Genomic DNA, 20,754 nt, shown 5'->3' on the forward strand with positions numbered 1-20,754 from the left:
TATCGCGGCCCCCCCACCCCCCCACACCACCTGGTCGCCGGCCCCCCCCCCCCCGGGGGCCCCCCCCGGGGGGGGGGGGGGGCGGGGGGGGGGCCCCCCCCCGGGGGGGGGGGCCCCCCTTCCGCGTCTTCGTGTCCTCGCGGCCGGTTCAGACGAAGCGGCGGGTGCCCGACGGCGTGGCCACGGCGTGCACCGGCCGGTCGTGCGCCTCCGCGGGGACGTGTGCGACCACTTCGGAGTCGTACAGGAGCACGACGAGGGCGGACGGCACGGCCGCGCGCTCCAGGCGGCCGAGCACCCGGTCGTAGGAACCGCCGCCGCGCCCGAGCCGCGTCCCCCGCTCGTCCACCGCGAGCCCCGGCAGCAGCACGGCGTCCGCCTCCAGGACCGCGTCGGGGCCGAGCCGTTCACCGGCCGGTTCCAAGAGGGTCATCCGGCCGGGGTGTTGCACCTGGACGAGGGAGTCCGCACCGTCGTACGCCGCCCAGTCCAGGTCGTTGTCCGGGAGCAGGACGGGCAGCAGGACCCGGGTCCCGCGCGCGTGCAGGGCGTCCAGGAGGGCACGGGTGCCCGGTTCGGTGCCCACGGAGACATAGGCGGCGACCGTGCGGGCGGTGGAGAGTTCGGGAAGTTCCAGGGCACGTTCGGCGAGCGCGGCGGCGGCCTTCTGCGTGTCACCGACCGTCAACCTGCGTCTTGCCGTGAGGATCCCTCCTCGCAACGTGCGCTTGTTTACCTTGCCGGGGCCGGATTGCTCCATGGTGAACTCACAAATCCTTCCTATTGTGCGCACATGTGGGCCAATATTCCGGAGCCACAGATTCCTGACATAGGCACCGGTTAAGGTAACGCTCATGACTGAGTCTCACCCCAAGATCACCAAGGCTGTCATCCCCGCAGCAGGTCTTGGCACGCGCTTCTTGCCCGCCACCAAGGCCACGCCCAAGGAGATGCTGCCGGTCGTCGACAAGCCGGCGATCCAGTACGTGGTCGAAGAGGCTGTCGCGGCGGGCCTGGACGACGTCCTCATGGTCACGGGGCGCAACAAGCGCCCGCTGGAGGACCACTTCGACCGCAACTACGAGCTGGAGTCGGCCCTGGCGAAGAAGGGCGACGAGTCCCGGCTCGCCAAGGTCCAGGAGTCCAGCGACCTGGCCACCATGCACTACGTCCGCCAGGGCGACCCCAGGGGCCTCGGTCACGCGGTCCTGTGCGCCGCTCCCCACGTCGGCCGCGAGCCGTTCGCCGTCCTCCTCGGCGACGACCTGATCGACCCGCGCGACCCGCTGCTCAAGCGCATGGTCGAGGTCCAGGAGGAGCACGGCGGCAGCGTCATCGCGCTCATGGAGGTCGCGCCCGAGCAGGTCCACCTCTACGGCTGCGCGGCGGTGAAGCCCACCGGGGACAGCGACGTCGTGGAGGTCACCGACCTGGTGGAGAAGCCGGAGCCCGCCGACGCGCCCAGCAACTACGCGATCATCGGTCGGTACGTCCTCGATCCACACATCTTCGACATACTGCGCAAGACCGAGCCGGGCCGCGGTGGCGAGATCCAGCTCACCGACGCGCTCCAGCAGCTCGCCGCGACGCATCGCTCCCAGGCCGCCGCCGCGGAGAAGATCGGCGGCCCGGTGCACGGCGTGGTCTTCGAGGGCCGCCGCTATGACACCGGCGACCGGGGCGACTATCTGCGTGCCATTGTCAGACTCGCGTGCGAACGTGAGGACCTGGGCCCGGACTTCAAGGCCTGGCTTCGCAGTTACGTCACCGAGGAGATGTAGCACTTGAGCAGCAGCGGCACGACGACGCACCACGGCACGGAGGGAACGGAGGGCGCGCACGGCGGCGCCGCCCCCCTGCCGCCGGGCCACGGCCACGACGCGTCCCACGGCACCGGCCGGCTGTGGTCGGTGGACGAGCATCTGGACGACATCCTCACGACCGTCCGACCGCTCGAACCGATCGTGCTGCAACTGCTCGACGCCCAGGGCTGCGTCCTCGTCGAGGACATCACGGTGCCCGTCTCGCTGCCGCCCTTCGACAACAGCTCCATGGACGGGTACGCGGTCCGGGTGGCCGACGTCGCGGGCGCGAGCGAGGAGTTCCCCGCCGTGCTCACCGTCATCGGGGACGTCGCCGCGGGCCAGGGCGAACAGCCCACGGTCGGTGCGGGCGAGGCGGCCCGCATCATGACCGGCGCCCCGCTGCCGCCCGGCGCCGAGGCCGTGGTGCCCGTGGAGTGGACCGACGGCGGGCTCGGCGCGGGCACCGCCGCGGGCATGCGGGCCCACAGCACCGCCCCCGAGGGAGCCTCCGGCGAAGTCCGCGTGTACCGCCCGGCGCAGGCACGCGCGCACGTGCGGGCCCAGGGCAGCGACGTCCGCGCGGGCGACCGCGCCCTGGCGGCGGGCACGATCCTCGGCCCGCCGCAGATCGCCCTGCTCGCCGCGATCGGCCGGGGCACGGTCAAGGTGCGCCCGCGCCCGCGCGTGGTCGTCCTGTCCACCGGCAGCGAACTGATCCAGCCTGGCGAGGAGTTGGCCCCCGGTCAGATCTACGACTCCAACAGCTTCGCCCTCACCGCCGCCGCCCGTGACGCCGGAGCCATCGCCTACCGCGTCGGCGCGGTCACCGACGACGTGGATATCCTGCGCTCCACCATCGAGGACCAGCTGATCCGCGCCGACCTGGTGGTCACCACGGGCGGCGTCAGCGTGGGGGCGTACGACGTCGTCAAGGAGGCGCTCGACTCGATCGGCGACCCCGACGACGCGGAGGGCCTGGGAGCGGGCGGGGGCGTGGAGTTCCGCAAGCTCGCCATGCAGCCCGGCAAGCCGCAGGGCTTCGGCGCCATCGGCCCCGACCACACCCCGCTGCTCGCCCTGCCGGGCAACCCCGTCTCCTCGTACGTCTCCTTCGAGATCTTCGTACGCCCCGTCGTGCGCGCGCTGATGGGACTGACCGACCTGCACAGGACCACCGCCCGCGCCCAGCTCACCGCCGACAGGGCGCTGACCTCGCCGCCCGGGCGGCGCCAGTTCCTGCGCGGGCGGTACGACGCCGGGGCGGGCACGGTCACTCCGGTCGGCGGCGCGGGCTCGCACCTCGTCGCCGCGCTCGCGCAGGCGGACGCGCTGATCGTCGTCCCCGAGGCCACGACGTCCGTGGAGCCCGGCACGGAGGTCGACGTGGTCCTGCTCGGCTGACGTCTGCTCGGCTGACGGCCACGCGGTCGGCGCCCGCTCGGTCGGCGCCGTGCGGGGCCGCAGGGTGCCCGGCCTGCCCGCGCGGGCCGGGCCCGGAGCACCGCGGGGCAGGGGTGACGTGCTCGGGCGGCGCGGCGGCGGGGCGGTACTGTGTCGCGCACAGCAGGCCCGCGCACCGCACCGCGCGGAGCCCGGACCGGGAGCGCCACAGCACATGAGCACGCAGCAGCGACTGACGCACATCGACGAGGCGGGCGCTGCCCGCATGGTTGACGTATCCGAGAAGGACGTGACCGCCCGCACGGCGCGCGCGAGCGGCCGGGTGCTCGTCGCGCCCCGCGTGATCGAGCTGCTGCGGGCGGACGCACCGGAGGAGTCCCTGCCGAAGGGTGACGCCCTCGCGACGGCCCGCATCGCCGGGATCATGGGCGCCAAGCGCACTCCCGACCTGATCCCGCTCTGCCATCCGCTGGCCGTCTCCGGCGTCAAGGTGGACCTGACGGTCGCCGACGACGCCGTGGAGATCTACGCCACCGTGAGGACGACCGACCGCACCGGCGTCGAGATGGAGGCCCTCACCGCGGTCACCGTCGCCGCCCTCACCGTCATCGACATGATCAAGGCCGTGGACAAGGGCGCCGTCATCACGGACGTACGGGTCGAGGAGAAGACCGGCGGCAAGTCGGGCGCCTGGCACCGGAGCGGTGCGGTGGGGGACGGGGGCGGGGGTGACCCGGGGGCCGGGGGCCGGTCCGGGGCCGAGGGTGCGCCGGGGGCCGGGGCATGAGGTACCGCGCGCTCGTCGTCACCGCCTCCAACCGCGCCGCCGCCGGTGTCTACGCCGACAAGGGCGGTCCGATGCTCGTCGAAGGGCTCAGCGCCCTCGGCTTCACCGTCGACGGGCCTCGTGTCGTACCGGACGGCGACCCCGTCGAGCGGGCCCTGCGCGAGGGCGTCGCCACGGGCTACGACGTCATCCTCACCACCGGCGGCACCGGCATCTCGCCCACCGACGCGACGCCCGAGGCCACCCGTCGCGTCATCGACCACGAGGTGCCGGGGATCGCGGAGTCGATCCGCGCCCACGGCCGCGAGAAGGTGCCGACGGCCGCCCTGTCCCGCGGCCTCGCGGGCGTCGCGGGACGCACCCTCATCGTGAACCTGCCGGGTTCGAGCGGCGGCGTACGCGACGGGATCGCCGTCCTGTCGCCCCTGTTGGTCCACGCCGTCGACCAGCTGCGCGGCGGCGACCATCCGAGAAGCGACGGGGGTGCGAGCTGAACAGCTCCGGCTGGCCGGTCGAGCTGACGGACGGCGATGTCGTCCTGCGGCCGATAAAGCTCCGTGACCAGCGCGCCTGGCGCGAGGTCAACCGGCGCAACCGGGACTGGCTGCGTCCCTGGGAGGCCACCATCCCGCCGCCGACCCCGAGCGGCCCCGTCACCCACCGCCCCACCTACCGGCAGATGGTCCGGCACCTGCGCGCGGAGGCGGGCGCGGGCCGCATGCTGCCGTTCGTCATCGAGTACCAGGGCCGCCTCGTCGGACAGTTGACGGTCGCCGGCATCACCTGGGGCTCGATGTGCTCCGCGCACGTGGGTTACTGGGTCGACGAGTCGGTCGCGGGGCGCGGGGTGATGCCGACGGCCGTGGCGCTCGCCGTCGACCATTGCTTCCGTACCGTCGGGCTGCACCGCGTCGAGGTCTGCATCCGGCCCGAGAACGCGCCGAGCCGCCGGGTGGTGGAGAAGCTCGGCTTCCGCGAGGAGGGGCTGCGGCCCCGCTATCTGCACATCGACGGGGCGTGGCGCGACCACCTCGTGTTCGCGCTCACCGAGGAGGAGGTGCCGGAGGGCCTCGTACAGCGCTGGCGCCGGGCGCGTTCGCGGAGGACCGCGTGACGGCACGGCGGTGGCGTGCGGGCATCGAGCCGCGCAGCCGTGCAGGTGGCAGGCGTGGAGCCGTGCGGGCGTGCGGGTGTGGAGGCCGGTCCGTCCCGGGGGCGTGCAGGCCTGACGGGCCGTCGGTCGCGCGTTCCCCCGGAGCCGGGGCCGACACAATGCCGACTCTCATAAATGAAATACCTGTTCGAAATTGGTCGCTGAGAGACCGTTAAATTCGCTGTCCTGACGGCGTGTTGATCGCATCAGTCACAAAAAAAGTTCGAGATATCAGCCAGATCGTGCGACACACCGGCCCAATTGGCGGATGGCCTCGACAAAACCCCTCTACCGTGTGAGGCGTGAGCAGCAGCGGCCTCATCTACGCAGTCATCGTCGGGGCCTGGGCCGCCTACTTGGTGCCGATGTGGCTCCGTAGGCAGGACGAGCTCAACGAAGCCCGTCCGACGGAACGCTTCAGCACCGCCATCCGGCTGCTTTCCGGACGGGCGGGAATGGAGCGCCGGTACGCCAAGGACCTGCAAGCGCGCTCGCCCGAAGAGGAGGAGTCGCGCGGCGACCCGGACGTCATCACCGACTCGGTGGACGTACGGGCCTTCGCCGTGCCTCCGGAGGAGGAACGCGAGGAGCGCCCCGCGGAGCCGCGTGGCCGTTCGGCCGCCGCGGCGGAGCGGGCCAGACCTGCGGTCAGGGCGCGGTTGGGGGCCAGGGCCGCGGCCAAGTACGGCGCGCGGCCCGGGGCACGGTCTGCTGGGGACTCCGATGGAGGGTCTGGCGGGAGCGCCTCTGGACGTCACGGGGGGAGTCCCGGCGGAAGCGCTCCCGGGGGGCACGGCGGGGCCCCTGGCGAAAGCGCGGCCTGGGCCTCCGACGGTCGTGCAGCCCGGGCCTCCGACGGTCGCGCGGCCCGGACCCCCGACGGTCGCGCCGCACGCAACCCCGACGGACGGGCCGCACGCAACCCCGCTGGGAACTCCGACGGAGGCTTCGCCCGCAAACCCGGCGCGAGCCCGGCGGGTCGTGCCGACGGCCCGTCCCAGGCGGCCCGGCGCGCCGCCGCGGCCGACGCCGCTGCCCGGGCCCGGCGCACCAAGGTGCTGGCGCGGCGCCGGCGCACGACCGTCATGCTGTTCGTGGCCTTCACGCTCGGTACGGTCGTCGCAGCGGTCGGCGGACTCGCGTTCCTGTGGGCGCCCGCCGCCCCCGCCGCGCTGCTGAGCGCGTACATCGCCTACCTGCGCCGCCAGGAGCGCCGCAGGTTCACGTACACGATGGACAGGCGCCGCGCCGAGGACGCCGCGCGGCAGCTGCGCGAGCGGCAGCGCCGCGGGCACGGCGCGGGCGCCGAACCCGAAGCGGAGGAGAAGGCGCCGGAACCCGACCCGGGGCTCTCCGCCCTCGCGGCGGACCGTCGCGCCCTCGTCGAGCAGACCGACCACGCCGAGTGGGTCGACCAGCAGCGCGAGCGGCAGCACGGACCCGGCCGGGCCGACAGCTGGGACCCGGTCCCGGTGCCGCTGCCCACCTATGTGACGGCTCCCGTCGCGCCCCGCGCCACCGGCAGCATCGACCTGGGCGCGCCCGACACCTGGAGCTCGGCCCGGTCGAGCGCCGCCCAGCCCGCCGGCGCGGCCGCCGGTGCGGGCCGGGAGGCGGGGCAGGACGCGTCCGCGGGCGCCGACGAGCGGCGCGCCGACGACGGCGAAGGCGGTGCCGACGGCGGCCGCAGCGACGCCCGCCGCGCCGCCTCGGCCCGCCGCTCCCGCGAGCGCGGCCGCACCCCGCTGTTCGACCAGTACGATGACGCGGCCGAGGGCGACGGGCGCCCGCGCGCGGCCAACGAGTGACCTCGGGGGCCCTTCCTCGACCCGCCGCCCTGACCAGCGCGGGAGCCGATTTCCGAGCACCCGGATGGGGATGCTAGAGTTTCACTCGTTGCAAGGGCCTGTGGCGCAGTCTGGTAGCGCACCTCGTTCGCATCGAGGGGGTCTGGGGTTCAAATCCCCACAGGTCCACTGCACATGAAGATCCCGTCCGATCAAAAGATCGGGCGGGATCTTCGCGTTGTCCCCGGGCCGGCCGGGCCCGCCGGGAGGCGACGGGACCCGGGCCGGGCCTAGCGCAGGGGCTTGGCGTAGCAGCGGCTCAGTTCGTGGTTGCGGTAGTAGCCGAACTTCGGGCAGAGGGAGTAGCCGCTCGAGGTGTACAGGGCGATGGCCTCCGGCTGCTTGGTGCCGGTCTCCAGGACCATGCGGTGGCGGCCCGCGGCGTGGGCGTCGTCCTCCAGGGCGGCCAGGATGCGGCGGGCGAGGCCGAGCCCCCGGGCCTCCGGCGTCACGTACATGCGCTTGATCTCGGCGTCGCCGTTCGAGTACCCCTCGCCGTTCTCGTCCATGGTGCGCCAGCCGCCGGTGGCCAGCGGGGTGCCCGCGTCGTCGTACGCGATCAGATACAGGCCGACGGGGGTCTTGAACATGGTCGGGTCCAGGTACGTCACATCGCCCTCGTCGCCGTAGCGCTCGGCGTATTCGAGCTGAACGCGGTCGTTCAGCTTGACCGCGTCCGGGTGGTCGAAGGCGACCATCTGTATCTGTATGTTCATGCGCTCCATCGTACTTCTATGCAAGCCTCGGGTCTGATGGCCGGGGCGGGGGATTCCGGGCAGCCACCAGTGTGCCGGTACCGTGCCGGGGTGCGTTGAGCGGCTGTCCTTACTGCTTGGTAGGCCAGGGCGGCCCTGAGTGTCCGGTGTGGCGGTAACTCACGTGAGTCACTGAGGTGCTGCAAGGGCAAGGCCCCGTCTGTCGAGCAGACGGGGCCTTGTTCTGGTGCGGTGGCGCGCTATTCGACGGTCGGGTTTCCTGCTCCCGGGCACATGTCCCGTTTGCCCTGGGCTTGGTGTGCGGGGGCGGGTTCGCCTGGCGCGGTGTTCGGGAAGTAGGTGCCGCAGGCGGCGCACCCCGAGGGGGAGCACTGGCCGGGGTCGAGGCGTCATCCGCGGTGTCCGTGGTCACACATGATCAGTTTCTCCCTCGGGTGGTGGGATGGTGCTGAACGGTGTGGTGCTCTCCCGACGCGCCGACGTGGCCGTGTGTGGAGGGTCAGAAGGTGGGGGGAAGGCTGTACTTCTGTCCGTCGGCCGACTGTCCGGGGCGGCCGGCGATCTCGAAGAGCATGAAGATCCGTGCGCCGCTGTGGAAGCGGACTCCGAGGCCGGGGTTCTTCGCTTCGCTGCCGTAGGGGTAGACGCTTGCGATCTCGTCGTTGTGGCTGTTGGTGAGCGCTGCCGCGAGGTAGTCCTCTGCGCGGGCCGGGGTGATCTTGCCGCCTTCGTAGAGGTCGGGGTAGGGGACTTCCGCCGGTGTGTCGCCGTGCACGGGAGTTTCTGCCTGGTCGCCTTGCTCGCCGGGGGCTGCTTGTGCGGTGCTGCCGATCCAGAGCTGTGATCCGGTGTTGAAGGTCAGGTGCAGGCCGAAGGCGCGGCCGTCCCAGACGTTCACCGTTTGGATCTCGGGGGCCTTCGGCAGGACGTCGAGGGTGAATTCTTGGAAGCGGGCGGGACGCATTTTGGATCTACCTCTCGTGGCGGCCCGGCCAGTTTAGGAGTGTTTGCGGAAGATCACTGGGGGTGTTGGCGGGGTGGGGTGGGGCGTTTGCGGGTGGCGAGGGTGGAGGAGCCGGGGGCGCCCTGGTAGTGGGGGCCCGTGTGGGGCGGTCACTCGATTACTGCGGTCCATCCGCCCTGGCTGATGTGGCATCGGCCGTTGGGCTCGATGTGGACGCGGTAGCCGTACAGGCCGAGGCTGCCTTCGATGTTGAGCTTGTGGCGGATGCGTTCGAGGACGTCCCACAGGCGGCGGGGGCCGCTCTGGTGGACGGTGGGGGCGTCGGTCCAGTGGCCGTGGGCGCGGGCCCATGAGCCGTCGGCGTGGAGGAGATAGGCGGTGCGGTCGTCGCCGTCGGTTTCGAAGTGCGTTTCGATGCCGGGTACGGCGAGGGTGAGTTGCGTGTTGACTTCCCAGGCTTCTGCGATGTCGAGGACGGGGTAGCGGCCGGTGGTGATGTCGTCGCCGTCCTGGTCGCGGGCGTGGGGGAACTGGTGCATGAGCCGGGGTGGGTAGTCGGGGCCGTGGCGGGTGCCCATGAATCCGGCCCAGTCCCGTTCGACGCGTCCGAGGGCACCGCCGTCCGGGGTCTTGTCGGCGCCGATGATCAGCGAGGTTCCGGTGATGGTGGTCACCAGGCGTCCGCCGGGGCGTAGTGCTGCGAGCCAGGGTGCGGGAATACGGGGGACGGAGACGGTGGCGATGATGCGGTCGTAGGTGTCGGGCAGTGGGCCGGTGGCGTCGGTGGCGGCGATGAGGGGTTTGTGGCCGATGTCGGCGAGTCGTTCGCGGGCGGTGGCGGTCAGGTAGGGGTCGATGTCGACGCTGGTGATGTGCTGGTCGCCGAAGCGGTGGCAGAGCAGGGCGGTGCCGTAGCCGCTTCCGGTGCCGACGTCGAGGATGTTCTGTCCCGTCTCGGGGCGGGCGTGGCGGAACATCCGGACGATGAGCGAGGGCAGGGTCGAGGACGATGAGGGCCACCACGGGGGGCGGTCGTCGGGGTGGGCGAGGTCGGCGTGCAGGGAGCCGAGGCGGGTGACGAGGGTGGTGTCGCTGTAGGCGGCGCGCATCCACCGGTGGGGGTCGGTGGGTCCGTCGAGCAGGAGGGTGCCGGTGAGGTCGTTGTGCCACCAACGGGGGACGAGGAGGTGGCGGGGGGTGGCGCGGATGGCGTCGCGCCAGCGGGATCGGGGGTGGGTGACGGTGTCGGCGAGTTGTGCGGCGTGCTCGTCCCAGGTGGTCATTGGTGGCCGTCCTGCGTGGTCAGGTAGATGGGTGCGAGGGGGAACTTGGGGAGGCAGGCGGGCGTCTTCGCCGGGTTGCAGTCGCTTCCGTCGGGCTGGCAGGCGCTCGGGCTGATCGGGGGGATCTTCTTTCGGGTGTCCTGCCACTCGGGGCTGTCGATGAGGTCGGCCAGCGGGGTGGCGCGGACGTTGCCCACGGGCATGAAGCGGGACAGGACACACAGGGTGAGGTCTCCGTTGGGCAGGACAGCGGCACGGTTGATGCCGCAACGGCCGCACAGTTCCGCGGCTGAGGGTCCGTCACTGCCTTTGGCGGCGCGCCCTACGGCGCGGACGCGGTCCATCTGGATGTCGGTGATGCCCATGGCTTCGATCTCCGCACGGGCCTGTTCGACGCGCTGACCGTCGTGGATGTGGAGGATGCCGACGCGCAGGGGGATGCCTCGCCGGTGCGCTTCCATGGTGTTGGTGCGGGTGCGCTGGAAGCTGCCGTGGCGCTGGGTGATGCGGTCGTGCTCGACGGGGTCGTCGCTGTAGTAGCTCGTGGCGAGGCTGACGCCGTCCTGTTCGAAGATGGTCCACCAGGCGGGGCGTACGTGGAAGAGGTTGCTGAACACCTCCACGCGCAGGTTCCGCGCGAGGGCGTAGTCGAGCAGGTCGACCCAGTACGGGTAGAGGGTGGGCTCTCCGCCGATGAGCTGGATTTGGGGGATGCCGAGGGCTGCTGCGTCCGCGATGACGTCTTGCCAGTCACCGGCCGTCATCTGTCCGTGCGTGCCCTGCGGGCTGGACTCGGACAGGCAATGGGTACAGGAGAGCTGGCAACCGCCGGTGATCTCTAGCTCGATGGCGTGCAGGGTGGTTCGGGCCGAGGGGGCGCTCACGGGATGGGTTTCCCTTCTCCGGTGGTTCTGGGACCTGGTGCAGGGAGGTACGGGGTGGTGCACGGAGGGTGCGTGTCCCGCCCCGGGCCCGGTGTGCCGGCTACCGGGGGAGCAGCAGCGGTGTCACGGGCCGGGGGCGGGGGTCTGGGGGTGCAGCGCGAGTCCGTACGTCAGGAGGATCGGGCGGACGGACAGGCTGTAGCGCTGGGAGGAGTCGGCGACGGTGAAGCGGTAGAAGTGGCCGTCACGCATGGCGGCGAGGGCCTGGTCGTGCTCGCCCTCGTCGAGGGTCCACGCGCGGAGTGCGGCGGCGGGGTCCGGGCCGCGGTCGGGGGCGCGGCGGACGCGCAGGGCCGGGGCGGGGGCCCATCCGCCCTCGGCGGGCGGGTCGATGTGGTCGGCCAGGTGCCGGGCGCGCTCGGCAAGCCAGCGGATGGCAAGCCGGGGGCTGGGGGCGGAGTATCCGGCGAGCATCCACTCGCGTGCCCGTACCGGGTCAACGGCTTCCGCGATCGTGCACTCGCACCACCAGGGACGCGTCACGGGCAGCTGCGGCGGTGGGGCAGGCGGGCGCTCCACGAGGACGCTCACAGCCACTTCCCGCGCTGCACGCGGTAGGGCAGGGTGACGTGTTCGCGGTAGTCGAGGTGCGCGGGGTGGTCGCGCACATGCCCCAAGATCCATTCTTGGGGCTCGACATGGTCCTCGCTGACCGGGCTCCTTTCACCGCAGGTCATGCACTCCACGGCCCGGGTGGCGGGCTCGGCGTCCGGCTCCCGGTTCGGCGTGATGGTGTGCTCGCGTAGGCGGTGGCACGAGTTCATCACTTTGCCCCCAGACCGCGCAGAACGGCGCAGTGCGCAGCAAGGCGCCGCTGCATCTCCGCTGACTTCGCCAAAAGTTCGGCAATGGTGGGCTGTTGAGTGCGGGGGCAGGGTTGTTCCGGCTGTTCCTGCGGCGTAGTTGTGCTCAACACTCGCCCTCCAGGGCCGCATGCCGACGCCTGACCAGGTTTTCGAATTGCAGGGCATACAACTCGACTTGCGCCGGTGTCAGTACGAGGAGCGACTCGGAGGTACCTCCGTCCTCGTGATGGACGGTTACAGCCAACGCGCTTCGCTCGGCCCTACGGTCGTAGACGGCGTCACGATCCTGCGGAGTGACATGCGTGACCGGTACGGTCACTGGCCGTAGGGACGTCCCGTCGCCGCTTGCCCGCCAGTCACCACCACCCCCGGGCAAGCGCAGGTGATACGACTTCGCGTCGGCGCTCGGTAGGTCGATCACGACCCCGATCTCTCCGCCGTGGGCGAGGTCGAGGGCGAGGTCGCCCAACCGAGGATGGAAAGAGGCAGAGCTGCCTAACTCACCGTCAGCAGCACGAAATTGGTCCGACTCGCGTCCAGCCATGCTGAGAAGCTAGGGGCGACCTGGCAGCCGAATATGAACCAGAGGAATACCGCCCTCATCCGTCGAGGTGGAAGCGGTCTGACATGCGGCGCAGCTTCTCACGGGTGGCCGTCCGCTCGGCGTGGACGAGGCTGCGCAGGGTTGACCGGGCGATGGGGTGGTTGCGGACGAGCTGTGGTGCGATGCGCTCGGCTGTCTCCAGCTCCTTCAACGCCTTGTCCCGAGCGCCGTCCCACAGCCACGCCCGAGCGAGATCCATGTGGTGATGCCCCTGCCGGGAGTTGGGGAGAGCAGCGATCACACTCCGTGGCGTGCGCCGGTTTATGTCTAGCGCCTTGCTTTGCTCACCCATCTCAAGTGCGACGCTGATGGCGTGAATCTGAACATTGCCGGGTGAGAAGGTGAGCGAGTGGCGGTCGTGAATTGGCGGGCCCTCGTACTCACTCAGCCTGGCTGCTGCGGCCTTCGCGTGCTTGATGCGGTCTTTTGCCTCCTCCTTGCGCCCGCCTCGCGCTGCGGATACAGCCGCCCGAAGTTGAAGGGACCCCCACGCGCGTATGGCAAGCGGCGCACCCTGGTCGTATGCCTGCTGAACACTGCTGATGGCACGGTCTGACAAAGCGATGGCGTCAGCCCAGTCTGCGGTTGCCCACATGTCCCATACGCGCATCCAGTCCGTCACCGCGGGCATGACGGGGTCGCCGGAGAGGCGAGCTGACCACGCGGCCCGCTCACTGGCCATGGCGACGAGTTCGGGGTGTCCGAGCGCGTGGGCGGCCGTGTGCGCGAATTTGCAGCACACGGCGTAGATGGCGAATGCTTCCTCGCGTTCGTGGCCGGTGGCAGTCTCGGCAAGGGCGCGGGCTTCACGGAAGAGGTCGGGAAGCACCTGCATGATGGCTACGTTCGCCGCTGCGTCGCGTAGACGGTGCAGACGTGTGGTTTCCCTCCACAGGTGCTTGGCGGGCCGGGGGACGCCCTCGAAGACAGGGACGAGGTCGTACCGGCGCAGCTCGCGCAGGATGGACGACGCGGCGATCTGCCAGCGGTTCTCGCTCGGGGAACTGGTGTACGGCCGACCGATCAGGTCATTGGGATGTACGTGCAGCTCGGCGGCAACCTGATTCAGCAGACCGACGCGGTCAAGTTCAATCAGGCCGCGTTCCATCTTCGACACCCACCCCTGCGACTTTCCGAGGGTGAGGGCAAGGTCTGCTTGCGGCATCCCGAGCCGGAGCCGTGCGCGCCGCACGCGGCGGCCGATCTCTTCGGCTTCCTCCAACATCACGCCCTCCTTGCAGCGAGGGACCGGCGGCTTGTAGCGCCCGGAGAGGCATCCGTGCTCTATCCGTCGGGCCAGCACTCATGACGGTACAGAGGCCATCGCACGAGTGTGGAGGGCTCCAGATCAGGAACTGCCCTGAAACGAAGGAAGCGCCCCCGCTGCGGCACAAGCCGGGCGGGGCGCGTTCGTTCAGCGGAGGAGTTGCGACAGGCTGAGGACGGTGACCAGGGCGACGACGGGGAGGGGCCACCGGCGGCGGCGAGGGTTCCGGCGACCCGAGGCAGGGTCTCGGGGATGCTGGATGTGGTCACGACGGCGGGCAGGGCGTGGGCCGCCACGGAGGCAGTACTCGAACGGATCTTGGTCATCGAGACCACACCGCACCGCCCCGACTTCGAAACGCCGGTCGTCGGCACCGTCGAGGACTGGCCGATGCCGATTGTGAGCGAGAAGAACGCCCCCTGAGACAGCTTGCCCGCCGAGTCGTCCTCACCCGTGGCCCCGAGGGCGTCACAGGGCAGGCGCACCCCGTGTGGGAGCCTGATCCCCGGCCCGAGGAGGAAGAGGCCGGGGAAGAGTTAGGCGAGTGTTGTGCTCACAGTGACCAGCGTGAATGTGAACGGCCTGCGGGCCGCCGCCAAGAAGGGCTTCGTCGAGTGGCTCGCGGGGACCGACGCGGACGTGTTGTGCCTCCAGGAGGTGCGGGCCGAGCCGCAGCAGCTGCCCGGTGAGGTGCGCGCCCCCGAGGGCTGGCACGTCACGCACGCCCCGGCCGCCGCCAAGGGCCGCGCCGGGGTGTCGCTGTACACGCGGCGCGAGCCGGAGCGGGTGCGGGTGGGCTTCGGGTCCGCCGAGTTCGACGGCAGCGGACGCTATGTGGAGGCCGACCTGCCCGGCCTCACCGTCGCCAGCCTCTACCTCCCCTCGGGCGAGGTGGGCACCGGGCGCCAGGACGAGAAGGTCCGGTTCATGGACGAGTTCCTCGGGTATCTCAAGGAGCTCAAGGCGAGGGCCGCGGCCGACGGGCGCGAGGTCCTGGTCTGCGGTGACTGGAACATCGCCCACCAGGAGGCCGACCTCAAGAACTGGCGCGGCAACAAGAAGAACTCCGGCTTCCTGCCCGAGGAGCGGGCCTGGATGACCGAGGTCTTCGGCGAGTTCGGGGACGTCGTGCGGGAGCTGCACCCGGACGTCGACGGCCCCTACTCCTGGTGGTCCTACCGGGGCCGCGCCTTCGACAACGACACGGGCTGGCGCATCGACTACCACGTGGCGACGCCGGGTCTGGCCGGGCGCGCGGTCAAGGGGTACGTGGAGCGGGCGGCCACCCACGCCGAGCGCTGGTCGGACCACGCGCCGGTCACCGTCGTCTACGAGTAGGCCCCCGCCCTCCCCGCAAGGGGTCCGATCGGCTACCAGCAGGCCAAGACCCGGCGAAAAGTCCGGTCACGGCCTGTCCCCGTCCCGTCCCGCATGGCAGATTGCGGTCGCGTACGCGACAAGCGTCGCGCCGACTGCCGGTCACGCGGGGGTGCTTCATGTCTGCTGGTGGGCTTTCCAGACGGGGACTGCTGATCGGGGCGGCCGGAGCCGCGGGGGCGCTGGCGGGCGCGCTGCCATCGGCCGCCGCGTACGCGGCGGGCGGCGCGCCCGCGGGGAGCCCCGCGCACCCCGCCACCGCCGCCCCCGGCGTCCCCCCGGGCACCCCGCCCGTCCTCGTCACCGAGCAGGCGAGCAAGCGCCTCCTCCTGCTCGACCCGCGCCGCCGCGTCTGGGACCCGGCGGCCGACCCGGCCGTCGTGCGCTGGCAGTTCTCGCCCCTCGGCGACCCCCGCTACCAGGACCTGCGCCCCGACGCCAGCTGGGTGTACCCGTGCGAGGCGAAGGCGCGGGTGCACCGCAAGCGGACGCTCGTCCTGACCACGGCGTCGTTCGGGTTCGTGGCCGCCGTCGAGTACCCGTCGGGGCGGCGCTACTGGGGCGCGGCGCTCGGCCCCGGCGACGACCTCCTCAACCCGCACAGCGCGGAGCTCCTGCCGGACGGCAATGTGGCGGTGGCGTGCAGCACGGGCGCGCTCGTACGGGTGTACGCGGCCTCGCTCGGCCCTGATGCCACCCGGTACGCGGAGGACGGCCTGAAGGGTGCGCACGGGCTGCACTGGGACCGCGCCCGGCGGGTGCTGTGGGCGATCGGTGACGACGATCTCGTGGCGTACGCGGTGGGCGGCACGGCGGCGCGACCCACGCTGACGCGGACGTCCGCGGTGGCGCTGCCGGTCGCGGTGCCCGGCAGGACCGCGGGCGGGCACGACCTGTTCCCGGTGGCGGGGCGGCCCGGGCGGCTGTGGGTGACCACCGGCGCGGCCGTGTTCCAGTACGACAAGCGCAGCGGGGACTTCGTACGCGACTACGCGGGGCACGAACTCGTCGACCGCGCCTCGGTGAAGGCCGTCGGCAACGACCCGCGTACCGGACAGGTCCTCAGCACCGTCCCGGAGAAGGGGCTCGAGGAGACCTGGTGGACGACGAAGGTCGCGGTGCACCGGCCCACGGCCACGTACACGCTGGTGAACGGCGGTATCTACAAGGCCCGCTGGTGGCTGCCGCGCTGAGCCCGCCCGCCCCTCGGGGGGCTGACCGCTAGTCCGTCGGCTTCCCGCCCGTCGGCTGGCAAGTCCGTCGGCTAGTCGGCTCCCCGCCCGTCGGCTAGCCGCCCGTCGGCTTCTCGTCCGTGATCCGCCGGTCGAGGGCCAGCGACAGCTCCGCCTCCACCACGCTCTTCGCGACCGGCCGCAGCATCTCGACGCTGACGTCCGTGTCCTGCGGGGCGTGCGTGCGCACGACCGTCACGAACAGCTCCGCGAGCGCGTCGGCGTGCTCCCGCACGCGCCGGCCCGCCTCCAGGACCGCCGCGAGCGGTATCCCCTGGCGGACCAGGGTGGCGGAGGCGTCCAGGAGGCGGCGGCTGATGTGCACGATGTCGTCGCCGTCGGTGCCGAGGTAGCCGAGGTCGAGCGCGGCCGACAGGTTCTCCGGGGTGACATCGCCCGCGAACCGGTCGGCGAGCTCCTCCGGGGTGAGGCGCACCGGCACCTCCTCCGAAGGGCCTTCCATGCCGAGGAGTTCGGCGACGTCCCTGCCGTGCTCGAAGGCGTCGGCCAGCTCCGCGATGCCGTTCAGCGTGTGGCCGCGCTCCAGGAGGGCGGCGATGGTGCGAAGGCGGGCCAGGTGGTGCTCGTCGTACCAGGCGATGCGGCCCTCGCGGCGCGGCGGCGGGATCAGCCCGCGCTCGCGGTAGAAGCGGACGGTGCGCACGGTGATGCCGGCTTCCTCGGCCAGCTCCTCCATGCGGTACTCGCGCACGCCCACGCCTGCACCCGCGTCGGCGCCTGCACCCGCGCCCGCGGCGGCATCCGCGCCCGCGCCCACTCCCGCGCCCACGCCCGCCTCCGCGCCCCTGTCTCCACCGTCTGCCGTCCGGTCCGCCGTTTCGTCTGCCACGCGTGCAGCCTATGTCGGCCCGGCTCGGGGACGCCGGGACCGTACCGCCGGTAACTTTCCCCTCCCGCCCCCTACCCATGAGTACGGAGTTGCCCTAACGTTCCCATTGCGCCAGTGATTACTGGCGGAGTCCTGCATCGGGAGGCGTCGGCATGGCCGGGAGCGAACGTGTGGAACACGTCCGGGTGGCGGTGATCGGGTCCGGGTTCGGCGGGATCGGGGCCGCCGTCCGGCTGCGCAGGGAGGGCGTCACGGACTTCGTGGTCCTGGAGCGGGCCGCCGCCGTGGGCGGCACCTGGCGCGACAACAGCTACCCGGGCTGCGCCTGCGACGTGCCGTCCCATCTGTACTCGTTCTCCTTCGCGCCCAACCCGGACTGGCCGCGCACCTTCTCCGGGCAGGAGCACATCTGGGACTACCTGGAGGGGGTCGCCGACACCTTCCGGCTGCGCCCGCACATCCGCCTGGGCACCGAGGTCCTGAAGATGACCTGGGACGGCGAAGGGCTGCGCTGGCTGATCGAGACGAGCAACGGCAGGTTCTCCGCCGACGTCGTGGTCTCCGCCACCGGACCGCTCTCGGACCCCAGGACCCCGGACATCCCCGGCCTCGACTCCTTCCCCGGCAAGGTCTTCCACTCCGCACGCTGGGACCACGACTACGACCTGCGGGGCAAGCGCGTCGCCATGGTCGGCACCGGGGCGTCGGCGATCCAGATCGTGCCGCAGATCCAGCGCGAGGTGTCCCGGCTCACGCTGTTCCAGCGCACCCCGCCGTGGGTCCTGCCGCGCGTGGACCGGGCCATCAGCGGCGCCGAGCGCTGGCTGCACCGGCAGCTGCCGTTCACGACGCAGGCACGCCGTGGCCTCCTGTGGGGCATCAGGGAGCTCCAGGTGCAGGCGTTCACCAAGCGGCCCGACGAGCTCGGCCTCATCGAGCGGATCGCGAAGCGCAACATGACGCGGTCCGTGAAGGACCCGGAGCTGCGCGCCAAGCTGACGCCGACGTACCGCATCGGCTGCAAGCGGATCCTGCTGTCCAACACCTACTATCCGGCGCTCGCCGAGCCGAACGTGGACGTGGTCGCGAGCGGCCTCGCCGAGGTGCGCGGGTCCACCGTCGTGGCCGCCGACGGCACCGGGGCCGAGGTCGACGCGATCGTCTTCGGCACCGGCTTCCACGTCACGGACATGCCGATCGCCGAGCGGGTCGTCGGGGCGGACGGCATCACGCTGATGGAGAGCTGGAAGGACGGCATGAAGTCGCTGCGCGGCGCGACCGCCGCGGGCTTCCCCAACTTCTTCACCGTCATCGGCCCGAACACCGGCCTCGGCAACTCCTCGATGATCCTGATGATCGAGTCCCAGCTGAACTACCTCGCCGACTACCTGCGGCAGTTGACGACCATCGGCGGCGCCGCCGCCCTCGACCCGCGCCCCGCGTCCGTCGACGCCTGGAACCACCGCGTCCAGGAGCGGATGAAGCGCACCGTGTGGAACACCGGCGGCTGCACCAGCTGGTACCTGGACGCGAACGGCGTCAACACCACGGTCTGGCCCGGCACCACGACGGAGTTCCGCTCCGCGACGCGGCGCGTGGACCTCTCCGAGTACGAGGTCCTGCGCACCCCCGCGGTCACTCCCCGGCAGCTCGGGGCGGGCAAGGGCGCGAAGGCGGGGGCGACGGCATGAGGAGGCTCCCGCACGTCCGCAGCGGACCGTACGTGCCGCCCGTCCCCGGGCACGAGCTGACGGCCGTGTCCGCCGACGGCGCACGCGTGCACGTGGAGGTGCACGGGCCGCAGCACGCGCCCGCCGTCGTCCTCGTGCACGGCTGGACCTGCTCGACGGCGTTCTGGGCGGCGCAGGTGCGGGCCCTGTCGGCCACGTACCGCGTGATCGCCTACGACCTGCGGGGGCACGGCCGCAGCGACGCGCCCCTCGAACCCGCCGGGTACAGCACCCGGGCGCTCGCCGACGACCTGGAGGCCGTGCTCGCAGCGACTCTCGCGCCCGGTGAACCCGCCGTGCTCGCGGGGCACTCCATGGGCGCGATGACGCTCCTCGCGGCGGCCGGGCGGCCGGGGGTGCGCGAGCACACGGCGGCCGTACTCCTGTGCAGCACGGGCAGTTCGCGGCTCGTCGCCGAGTCCACGGTGGTGCCGCTGCGCGCGGGGCCGCTGCGGACGCGGCTCACGCACCGCATCCTGGGCGCGCGGGCACCGCTCGGCCCGGTCACGCCCCTCGGCATGCGCGTGCTCAGGTACGGGACGATGGGCGCGGGTTCGCCCCGGGACCGGGTGGAGGCGTGCGCGCGGATCGTGCACGCGTGCCCCCGGGTGGTGCGCTACCGCTGGGCCCACGTCCTCGGTGAGCTGCACCTGGACGCGGGGATCAGCGAACTGACGGCCCCCGCGGCGGTGCTCGCGGGCACGGTGGACCGGCTCACCCCCGTGGTGCACGCCCGCCGTCTCGCCGAGGCGCTGCCGCACTGCGTCGGCCTGACCGAGCTGACGGGCGTCGGGCACATGACACCGATAGAGGCGCCGGAGGCGGTCACGGACCGGATAGCGGAGCTGGCCGAGGCGTATGTGGCGGCCCCCGCGGCACGCGCCCCCGGACGCGAACGGCGCGAACGGCGCGAGCCGCCCGGGCAGCGGCGCGAGGACCTCGTACGACGGCGGGCGCAGGACCACCAGGGACAGCAACGGGAGAGGGAGGGCGCGTGAGCAGGGTCAGCCTTGAGGGACAGGTCGCGGTCGTCACGGGAGCGGCGCGCGGAGTCGGTGAGCTCCTCGCCCGCAAACTGTCGGCGCGCGGCGCGCACGTGGCGCTCGTCGGCCTCGAACCGGACGAACTGAAGCAGGTCGCCGCACGGTTGCACGGCGACGCCGAGCACTGGCACGCCGACGTCACCGACCACGAGGCGATGGCGCGGGTGGCCGGGGAGGTCAAGGAGCGGTTCGGCAAGGTGGACATCGTCGTCGCCAACGCCGGGGTGGCGAGCGGTGGTCCGTTCCTGGCGTCCGATCCCCTCGCCTGGCGGCGGGTCGTCGAGGTCAACCTGATCGGCAGCGCGGTGACGGGCCGCGCCTTCCTGCCCGTCCTCATGGAGAGCCGCGGCTATCTGCTCCAGATCGCCTCGCTCGCCGCGCTCGCGCCCGCCCCGATGATGACCGCGTACTGCGCGTCCAAGTCGGGCGTCGAGGCGTACGCGCACGCGCTGCGGGCCGAGGTCGCCCACAAGGGCGTGCGGGTCGGCGTGGGCTATCTGTCCTGGACCGACACGGACATGGTGCGCGGGGCCGACGAGAACGACGTCATGCGCGACATGCGGCAGCGGCTGCCGTGGCCGTCGAACAAGACGTACCCGCTGGGACCCGCCGTGGACCGGATCGTCGCGGGCATCGAGCGGCGCTCGGCGCATGTGTACGCGCAGTGGTGGCTGCGGGGCATGCAGGGCCTTCGGCCGTACCTGCCGGGGGCCATCGCCCTGGTCGGGCGGCGGGAGGTGGCGCGGCTCGAACCGCGCCTCGACGGGGTGCGGGTCGGGCTCCTCGGGGCGGGCGGGTCCGCCGACGAGGTGGCCCGCGGGGAGCGCGCCGGGTCGTGAGGACGCGGAAGCGGGGGCCCCCCCCGGGCCCGGGGGGCCCCCCCCGGGCGCCACGCTGCGGACGAGCGAAGTCATATGCTGCACAGCATGACGACTGAGCCGGAGC

The 20,754-nt window shown here is 72.1% G+C and carries 21 protein-coding genes and 1 tRNA gene; 13 read left to right on the forward strand and 9 right to left on the reverse strand.

All coding sequences use genetic code 11. The annotated features are described in order from the left end of the window. Positions 1–148 precede the first annotated feature (148 nt). Complete coding sequence (locus tag ACH4DX_RS22790; protein WP_398156452.1) at positions 149–760, reverse strand: 5-formyltetrahydrofolate cyclo-ligase; 612 nt, start codon at positions 758–760, stop codon at positions 149–151. Between the two features lie 94 nt (positions 761–854). Between ACH4DX_RS22790 and galU the strand changes: the two genes are divergently transcribed. The 7 genes from galU to ACH4DX_RS22825 all read left to right on the forward strand — a co-directional run bounded on the left by galU (position 855) and on the right by ACH4DX_RS22825 (position 7,122). Next, a complete protein-coding gene (gene galU / locus ACH4DX_RS22795) occupies positions 855–1,781 on the forward strand; it encodes a UTP--glucose-1-phosphate uridylyltransferase GalU (RefSeq protein WP_398121406.1) in 927 nt (308 codons plus the stop codon). Between the two features lie 75 nt (positions 1,782–1,856). Beyond that, positions 1,857–3,206, forward strand: coding sequence for a gephyrin-like molybdotransferase Glp (gene glp, locus ACH4DX_RS22800; protein ID WP_398156595.1), 1,350 nt, complete (start codon positions 1,857–1,859; stop codon positions 3,204–3,206). Between the two features lie 214 nt (positions 3,207–3,420). Continuing rightward, positions 3,421–3,993 carry a cyclic pyranopterin monophosphate synthase MoaC gene (moaC, locus tag ACH4DX_RS22805; RefSeq protein WP_398156453.1) on the forward strand — a complete coding sequence of 191 codons (573 nt, stop codon included), beginning with the start codon at positions 3,421–3,423 and terminating at the stop codon, positions 3,991–3,993. Further along, on the forward strand, positions 3,990–4,487 hold the full coding sequence (locus ACH4DX_RS22810; RefSeq protein WP_398156454.1) for a molybdenum cofactor biosynthesis protein B: 498 nt from the start codon (positions 3,990–3,992) through the stop codon (positions 4,485–4,487). Before moaC ends, ACH4DX_RS22810 begins: the two co-directional genes overlap by 4 nt. Beyond that, positions 4,484–5,107, forward strand: a complete 624-nt coding sequence (locus ACH4DX_RS22815) for a GNAT family N-acetyltransferase (RefSeq protein WP_398121489.1) — start codon at positions 4,484–4,486, stop codon at positions 5,105–5,107. The genes ACH4DX_RS22810 and ACH4DX_RS22815 overlap by 4 nt, the downstream gene beginning before the upstream one ends. Positions 5,108–5,448: 341 nt before the next feature. Then, entirely contained in the window at positions 5,449–6,954 is a 1,506-nt protein-coding gene (glpR, locus tag ACH4DX_RS22820; protein ID WP_398156455.1) for a gephyrin-like molybdotransferase receptor GlpR, read from the forward strand. Positions 6,955–7,048: 94 nt separating this feature from the next. Further along, positions 7,049–7,122: transfer RNA gene (locus ACH4DX_RS22825), tRNA-Ala, on the forward strand. 101 nt (positions 7,123–7,223) lie between these two features. Here ACH4DX_RS22825 and ACH4DX_RS22830 read toward each other — a convergent pair. The 7 genes from ACH4DX_RS22830 to ACH4DX_RS22860 all read right to left on the reverse strand — a co-directional run bounded on the left by ACH4DX_RS22830 (position 7,224) and on the right by ACH4DX_RS22860 (position 13,535). After that, positions 7,224–7,709 carry a GNAT family N-acetyltransferase gene (locus ACH4DX_RS22830; RefSeq protein ID WP_398156456.1) on the reverse strand — a complete coding sequence of 162 codons (486 nt, stop codon included), beginning with the start codon at positions 7,707–7,709 and terminating at the stop codon, positions 7,224–7,226. A gap of 499 nt (positions 7,710–8,208) precedes the next feature. After that, positions 8,209–8,673 carry a hypothetical protein gene (locus tag ACH4DX_RS22835; RefSeq protein WP_398156457.1) on the reverse strand — a complete coding sequence of 155 codons (465 nt, stop codon included), beginning with the start codon at positions 8,671–8,673 and terminating at the stop codon, positions 8,209–8,211. A gap of 149 nt (positions 8,674–8,822) precedes the next feature. Then, the gene (locus tag ACH4DX_RS22840) at positions 8,823–9,956 is read right to left on the reverse strand and encodes a methyltransferase domain-containing protein (RefSeq protein ID WP_398156458.1); all 1,134 of its coding nucleotides are present in this window, start codon (positions 9,954–9,956) and stop codon (positions 8,823–8,825) included. Further along, positions 9,953–10,840 carry a radical SAM protein gene (locus ACH4DX_RS22845; RefSeq protein WP_398156459.1) on the reverse strand — a complete coding sequence of 296 codons (888 nt, stop codon included), beginning with the start codon at positions 10,838–10,840 and terminating at the stop codon, positions 9,953–9,955. Before ACH4DX_RS22845 ends, ACH4DX_RS22840 begins: the two co-directional genes overlap by 4 nt. A 123-nt stretch (positions 10,841–10,963) precedes the next feature. Then, on the reverse strand, positions 10,964–11,431 hold the full coding sequence (locus ACH4DX_RS22850; RefSeq protein ID WP_398156460.1) for a hypothetical protein: 468 nt from the start codon (positions 11,429–11,431) through the stop codon (positions 10,964–10,966). Continuing rightward, positions 11,428–11,664 carry a hypothetical protein gene (locus ACH4DX_RS22855; RefSeq protein ID WP_398156461.1) on the reverse strand — a complete coding sequence of 79 codons (237 nt, stop codon included), beginning with the start codon at positions 11,662–11,664 and terminating at the stop codon, positions 11,428–11,430. The genes ACH4DX_RS22850 and ACH4DX_RS22855 overlap by 4 nt, the downstream gene beginning before the upstream one ends. A 641-nt stretch (positions 11,665–12,305) precedes the next feature. Beyond that, positions 12,306–13,535, reverse strand: a complete 1,230-nt coding sequence (locus tag ACH4DX_RS22860) for a helix-turn-helix domain-containing protein (protein ID WP_398156462.1) — start codon at positions 13,533–13,535, stop codon at positions 12,306–12,308. A gap of 294 nt (positions 13,536–13,829) precedes the next feature. Here ACH4DX_RS22860 and ACH4DX_RS22865 point away from each other — a divergent pair, with 294 nt between their 5' ends. The 3 genes from ACH4DX_RS22865 to ACH4DX_RS22875 all read left to right on the forward strand — a co-directional run bounded on the left by ACH4DX_RS22865 (position 13,830) and on the right by ACH4DX_RS22875 (position 16,147). Next, a complete protein-coding gene (locus ACH4DX_RS22865; RefSeq protein WP_398156463.1) occupies positions 13,830–14,000 on the forward strand; it encodes a hypothetical protein in 171 nt (56 codons plus the stop codon). A 126-nt stretch (positions 14,001–14,126) separates the two neighbouring features. Continuing rightward, positions 14,127–14,915 carry an exodeoxyribonuclease III gene (locus tag ACH4DX_RS22870; RefSeq protein ID WP_398156464.1) on the forward strand — a complete coding sequence of 263 codons (789 nt, stop codon included), beginning with the start codon at positions 14,127–14,129 and terminating at the stop codon, positions 14,913–14,915. 158 nt (positions 14,916–15,073) lie between these two features. Continuing rightward, positions 15,074–16,147: a DUF6528 family protein gene (locus tag ACH4DX_RS22875; protein WP_398156465.1), complete on the forward strand. Its 1,074-nt coding sequence runs from the start codon at positions 15,074–15,076 to the stop codon at positions 16,145–16,147. 94 nt (positions 16,148–16,241) lie between these two features. Here ACH4DX_RS22875 and ACH4DX_RS22880 read toward each other — a convergent pair whose 3' ends face one another. Beyond that, on the reverse strand, positions 16,242–16,883 hold the full coding sequence (locus tag ACH4DX_RS22880) for a MerR family transcriptional regulator (RefSeq protein ID WP_398156596.1): 642 nt from the start codon (positions 16,881–16,883) through the stop codon (positions 16,242–16,244). A 305-nt stretch (positions 16,884–17,188) separates the two neighbouring features. Here ACH4DX_RS22880 and ACH4DX_RS22885 point away from each other — a divergent pair, with 305 nt between their 5' ends. From ACH4DX_RS22885 to ACH4DX_RS22895, 3 genes are read left to right on the forward strand one after another with little or no spacing between them, the layout of a single operon-like run. After that, the gene (locus tag ACH4DX_RS22885) at positions 17,189–18,727 is read left to right on the forward strand and encodes a flavin-containing monooxygenase (RefSeq protein WP_398156466.1); all 1,539 of its coding nucleotides are present in this window, start codon (positions 17,189–17,191) and stop codon (positions 18,725–18,727) included. Next, positions 18,724–19,764 (forward strand): alpha/beta fold hydrolase, encoded by a 1,041-nt coding sequence (locus ACH4DX_RS22890; RefSeq protein WP_398156467.1) that lies wholly within the window; start codon positions 18,724–18,726, stop codon positions 19,762–19,764. Before ACH4DX_RS22885 ends, ACH4DX_RS22890 begins: the two co-directional genes overlap by 4 nt. After that, complete coding sequence (locus ACH4DX_RS22895; RefSeq protein ID WP_398121433.1) at positions 19,761–20,648, forward strand: SDR family oxidoreductase; 888 nt, start codon at positions 19,761–19,763, stop codon at positions 20,646–20,648. The genes ACH4DX_RS22890 and ACH4DX_RS22895 overlap by 4 nt, the downstream gene beginning before the upstream one ends. The last annotated feature ends 106 nt before the right edge of the window (positions 20,649–20,754 follow it).

Origin of the sequence: Streptomyces sp. NPDC017940 (assembly GCF_044328435.1) — a bacterium.
Classification (GTDB): Bacteria; Actinomycetota; Actinomycetes; order Streptomycetales; family Streptomycetaceae; genus Streptomyces.

Excerpts from the sequence above, each read along its gene's own strand:
- ACH4DX_RS22790 (WP_398156452.1), bottom strand. The coding sequence starts at position 760 with ATGGAGCAATCCGGCCCCGGCAAGGTAAACAAGCGCACGTTGCGAGGA.
- galU (WP_398121406.1), top strand. The coding sequence starts at position 855 with ATGACTGAGTCTCACCCCAAGATCACCAAGGCTGTCATCCCCGCAGCA.
- moaC (WP_398156453.1), top strand. The coding sequence starts at position 3,421 with ATGAGCACGCAGCAGCGACTGACGCACATCGACGAGGCGGGCGCTGCC.
- ACH4DX_RS22810 (WP_398156454.1), top strand. The coding sequence starts at position 3,990 with ATGAGGTACCGCGCGCTCGTCGTCACCGCCTCCAACCGCGCCGCCGCC.
- ACH4DX_RS22830 (WP_398156456.1), bottom strand. The coding sequence starts at position 7,709 with ATGAACATACAGATACAGATGGTCGCCTTCGACCACCCGGACGCGGTC.
- ACH4DX_RS22835 (WP_398156457.1), bottom strand. The coding sequence starts at position 8,673 with ATGCGTCCCGCCCGCTTCCAAGAATTCACCCTCGACGTCCTGCCGAAG.
- ACH4DX_RS22840 (WP_398156458.1), bottom strand. The coding sequence starts at position 9,956 with ATGACCACCTGGGACGAGCACGCCGCACAACTCGCCGACACCGTCACC.
- ACH4DX_RS22855 (WP_398156461.1), bottom strand. The coding sequence starts at position 11,664 with ATGAACTCGTGCCACCGCCTACGCGAGCACACCATCACGCCGAACCGG.
- ACH4DX_RS22860 (WP_398156462.1), bottom strand. The coding sequence starts at position 13,535 with ATGTTGGAGGAAGCCGAAGAGATCGGCCGCCGCGTGCGGCGCGCACGG.
- ACH4DX_RS22865 (WP_398156463.1), top strand. The coding sequence starts at position 13,830 with ATGCTGGATGTGGTCACGACGGCGGGCAGGGCGTGGGCCGCCACGGAG.
- ACH4DX_RS22875 (WP_398156465.1), top strand. The coding sequence starts at position 15,074 with ATGTCTGCTGGTGGGCTTTCCAGACGGGGACTGCTGATCGGGGCGGCC.
- ACH4DX_RS22880 (WP_398156596.1), bottom strand. The coding sequence starts at position 16,883 with ATGGAGGAGCTGGCCGAGGAAGCCGGCATCACCGTGCGCACCGTCCGC.
- ACH4DX_RS22885 (WP_398156466.1), top strand. The coding sequence starts at position 17,189 with ATGGCCGGGAGCGAACGTGTGGAACACGTCCGGGTGGCGGTGATCGGG.
- ACH4DX_RS22890 (WP_398156467.1), top strand. The coding sequence starts at position 18,724 with ATGAGGAGGCTCCCGCACGTCCGCAGCGGACCGTACGTGCCGCCCGTC.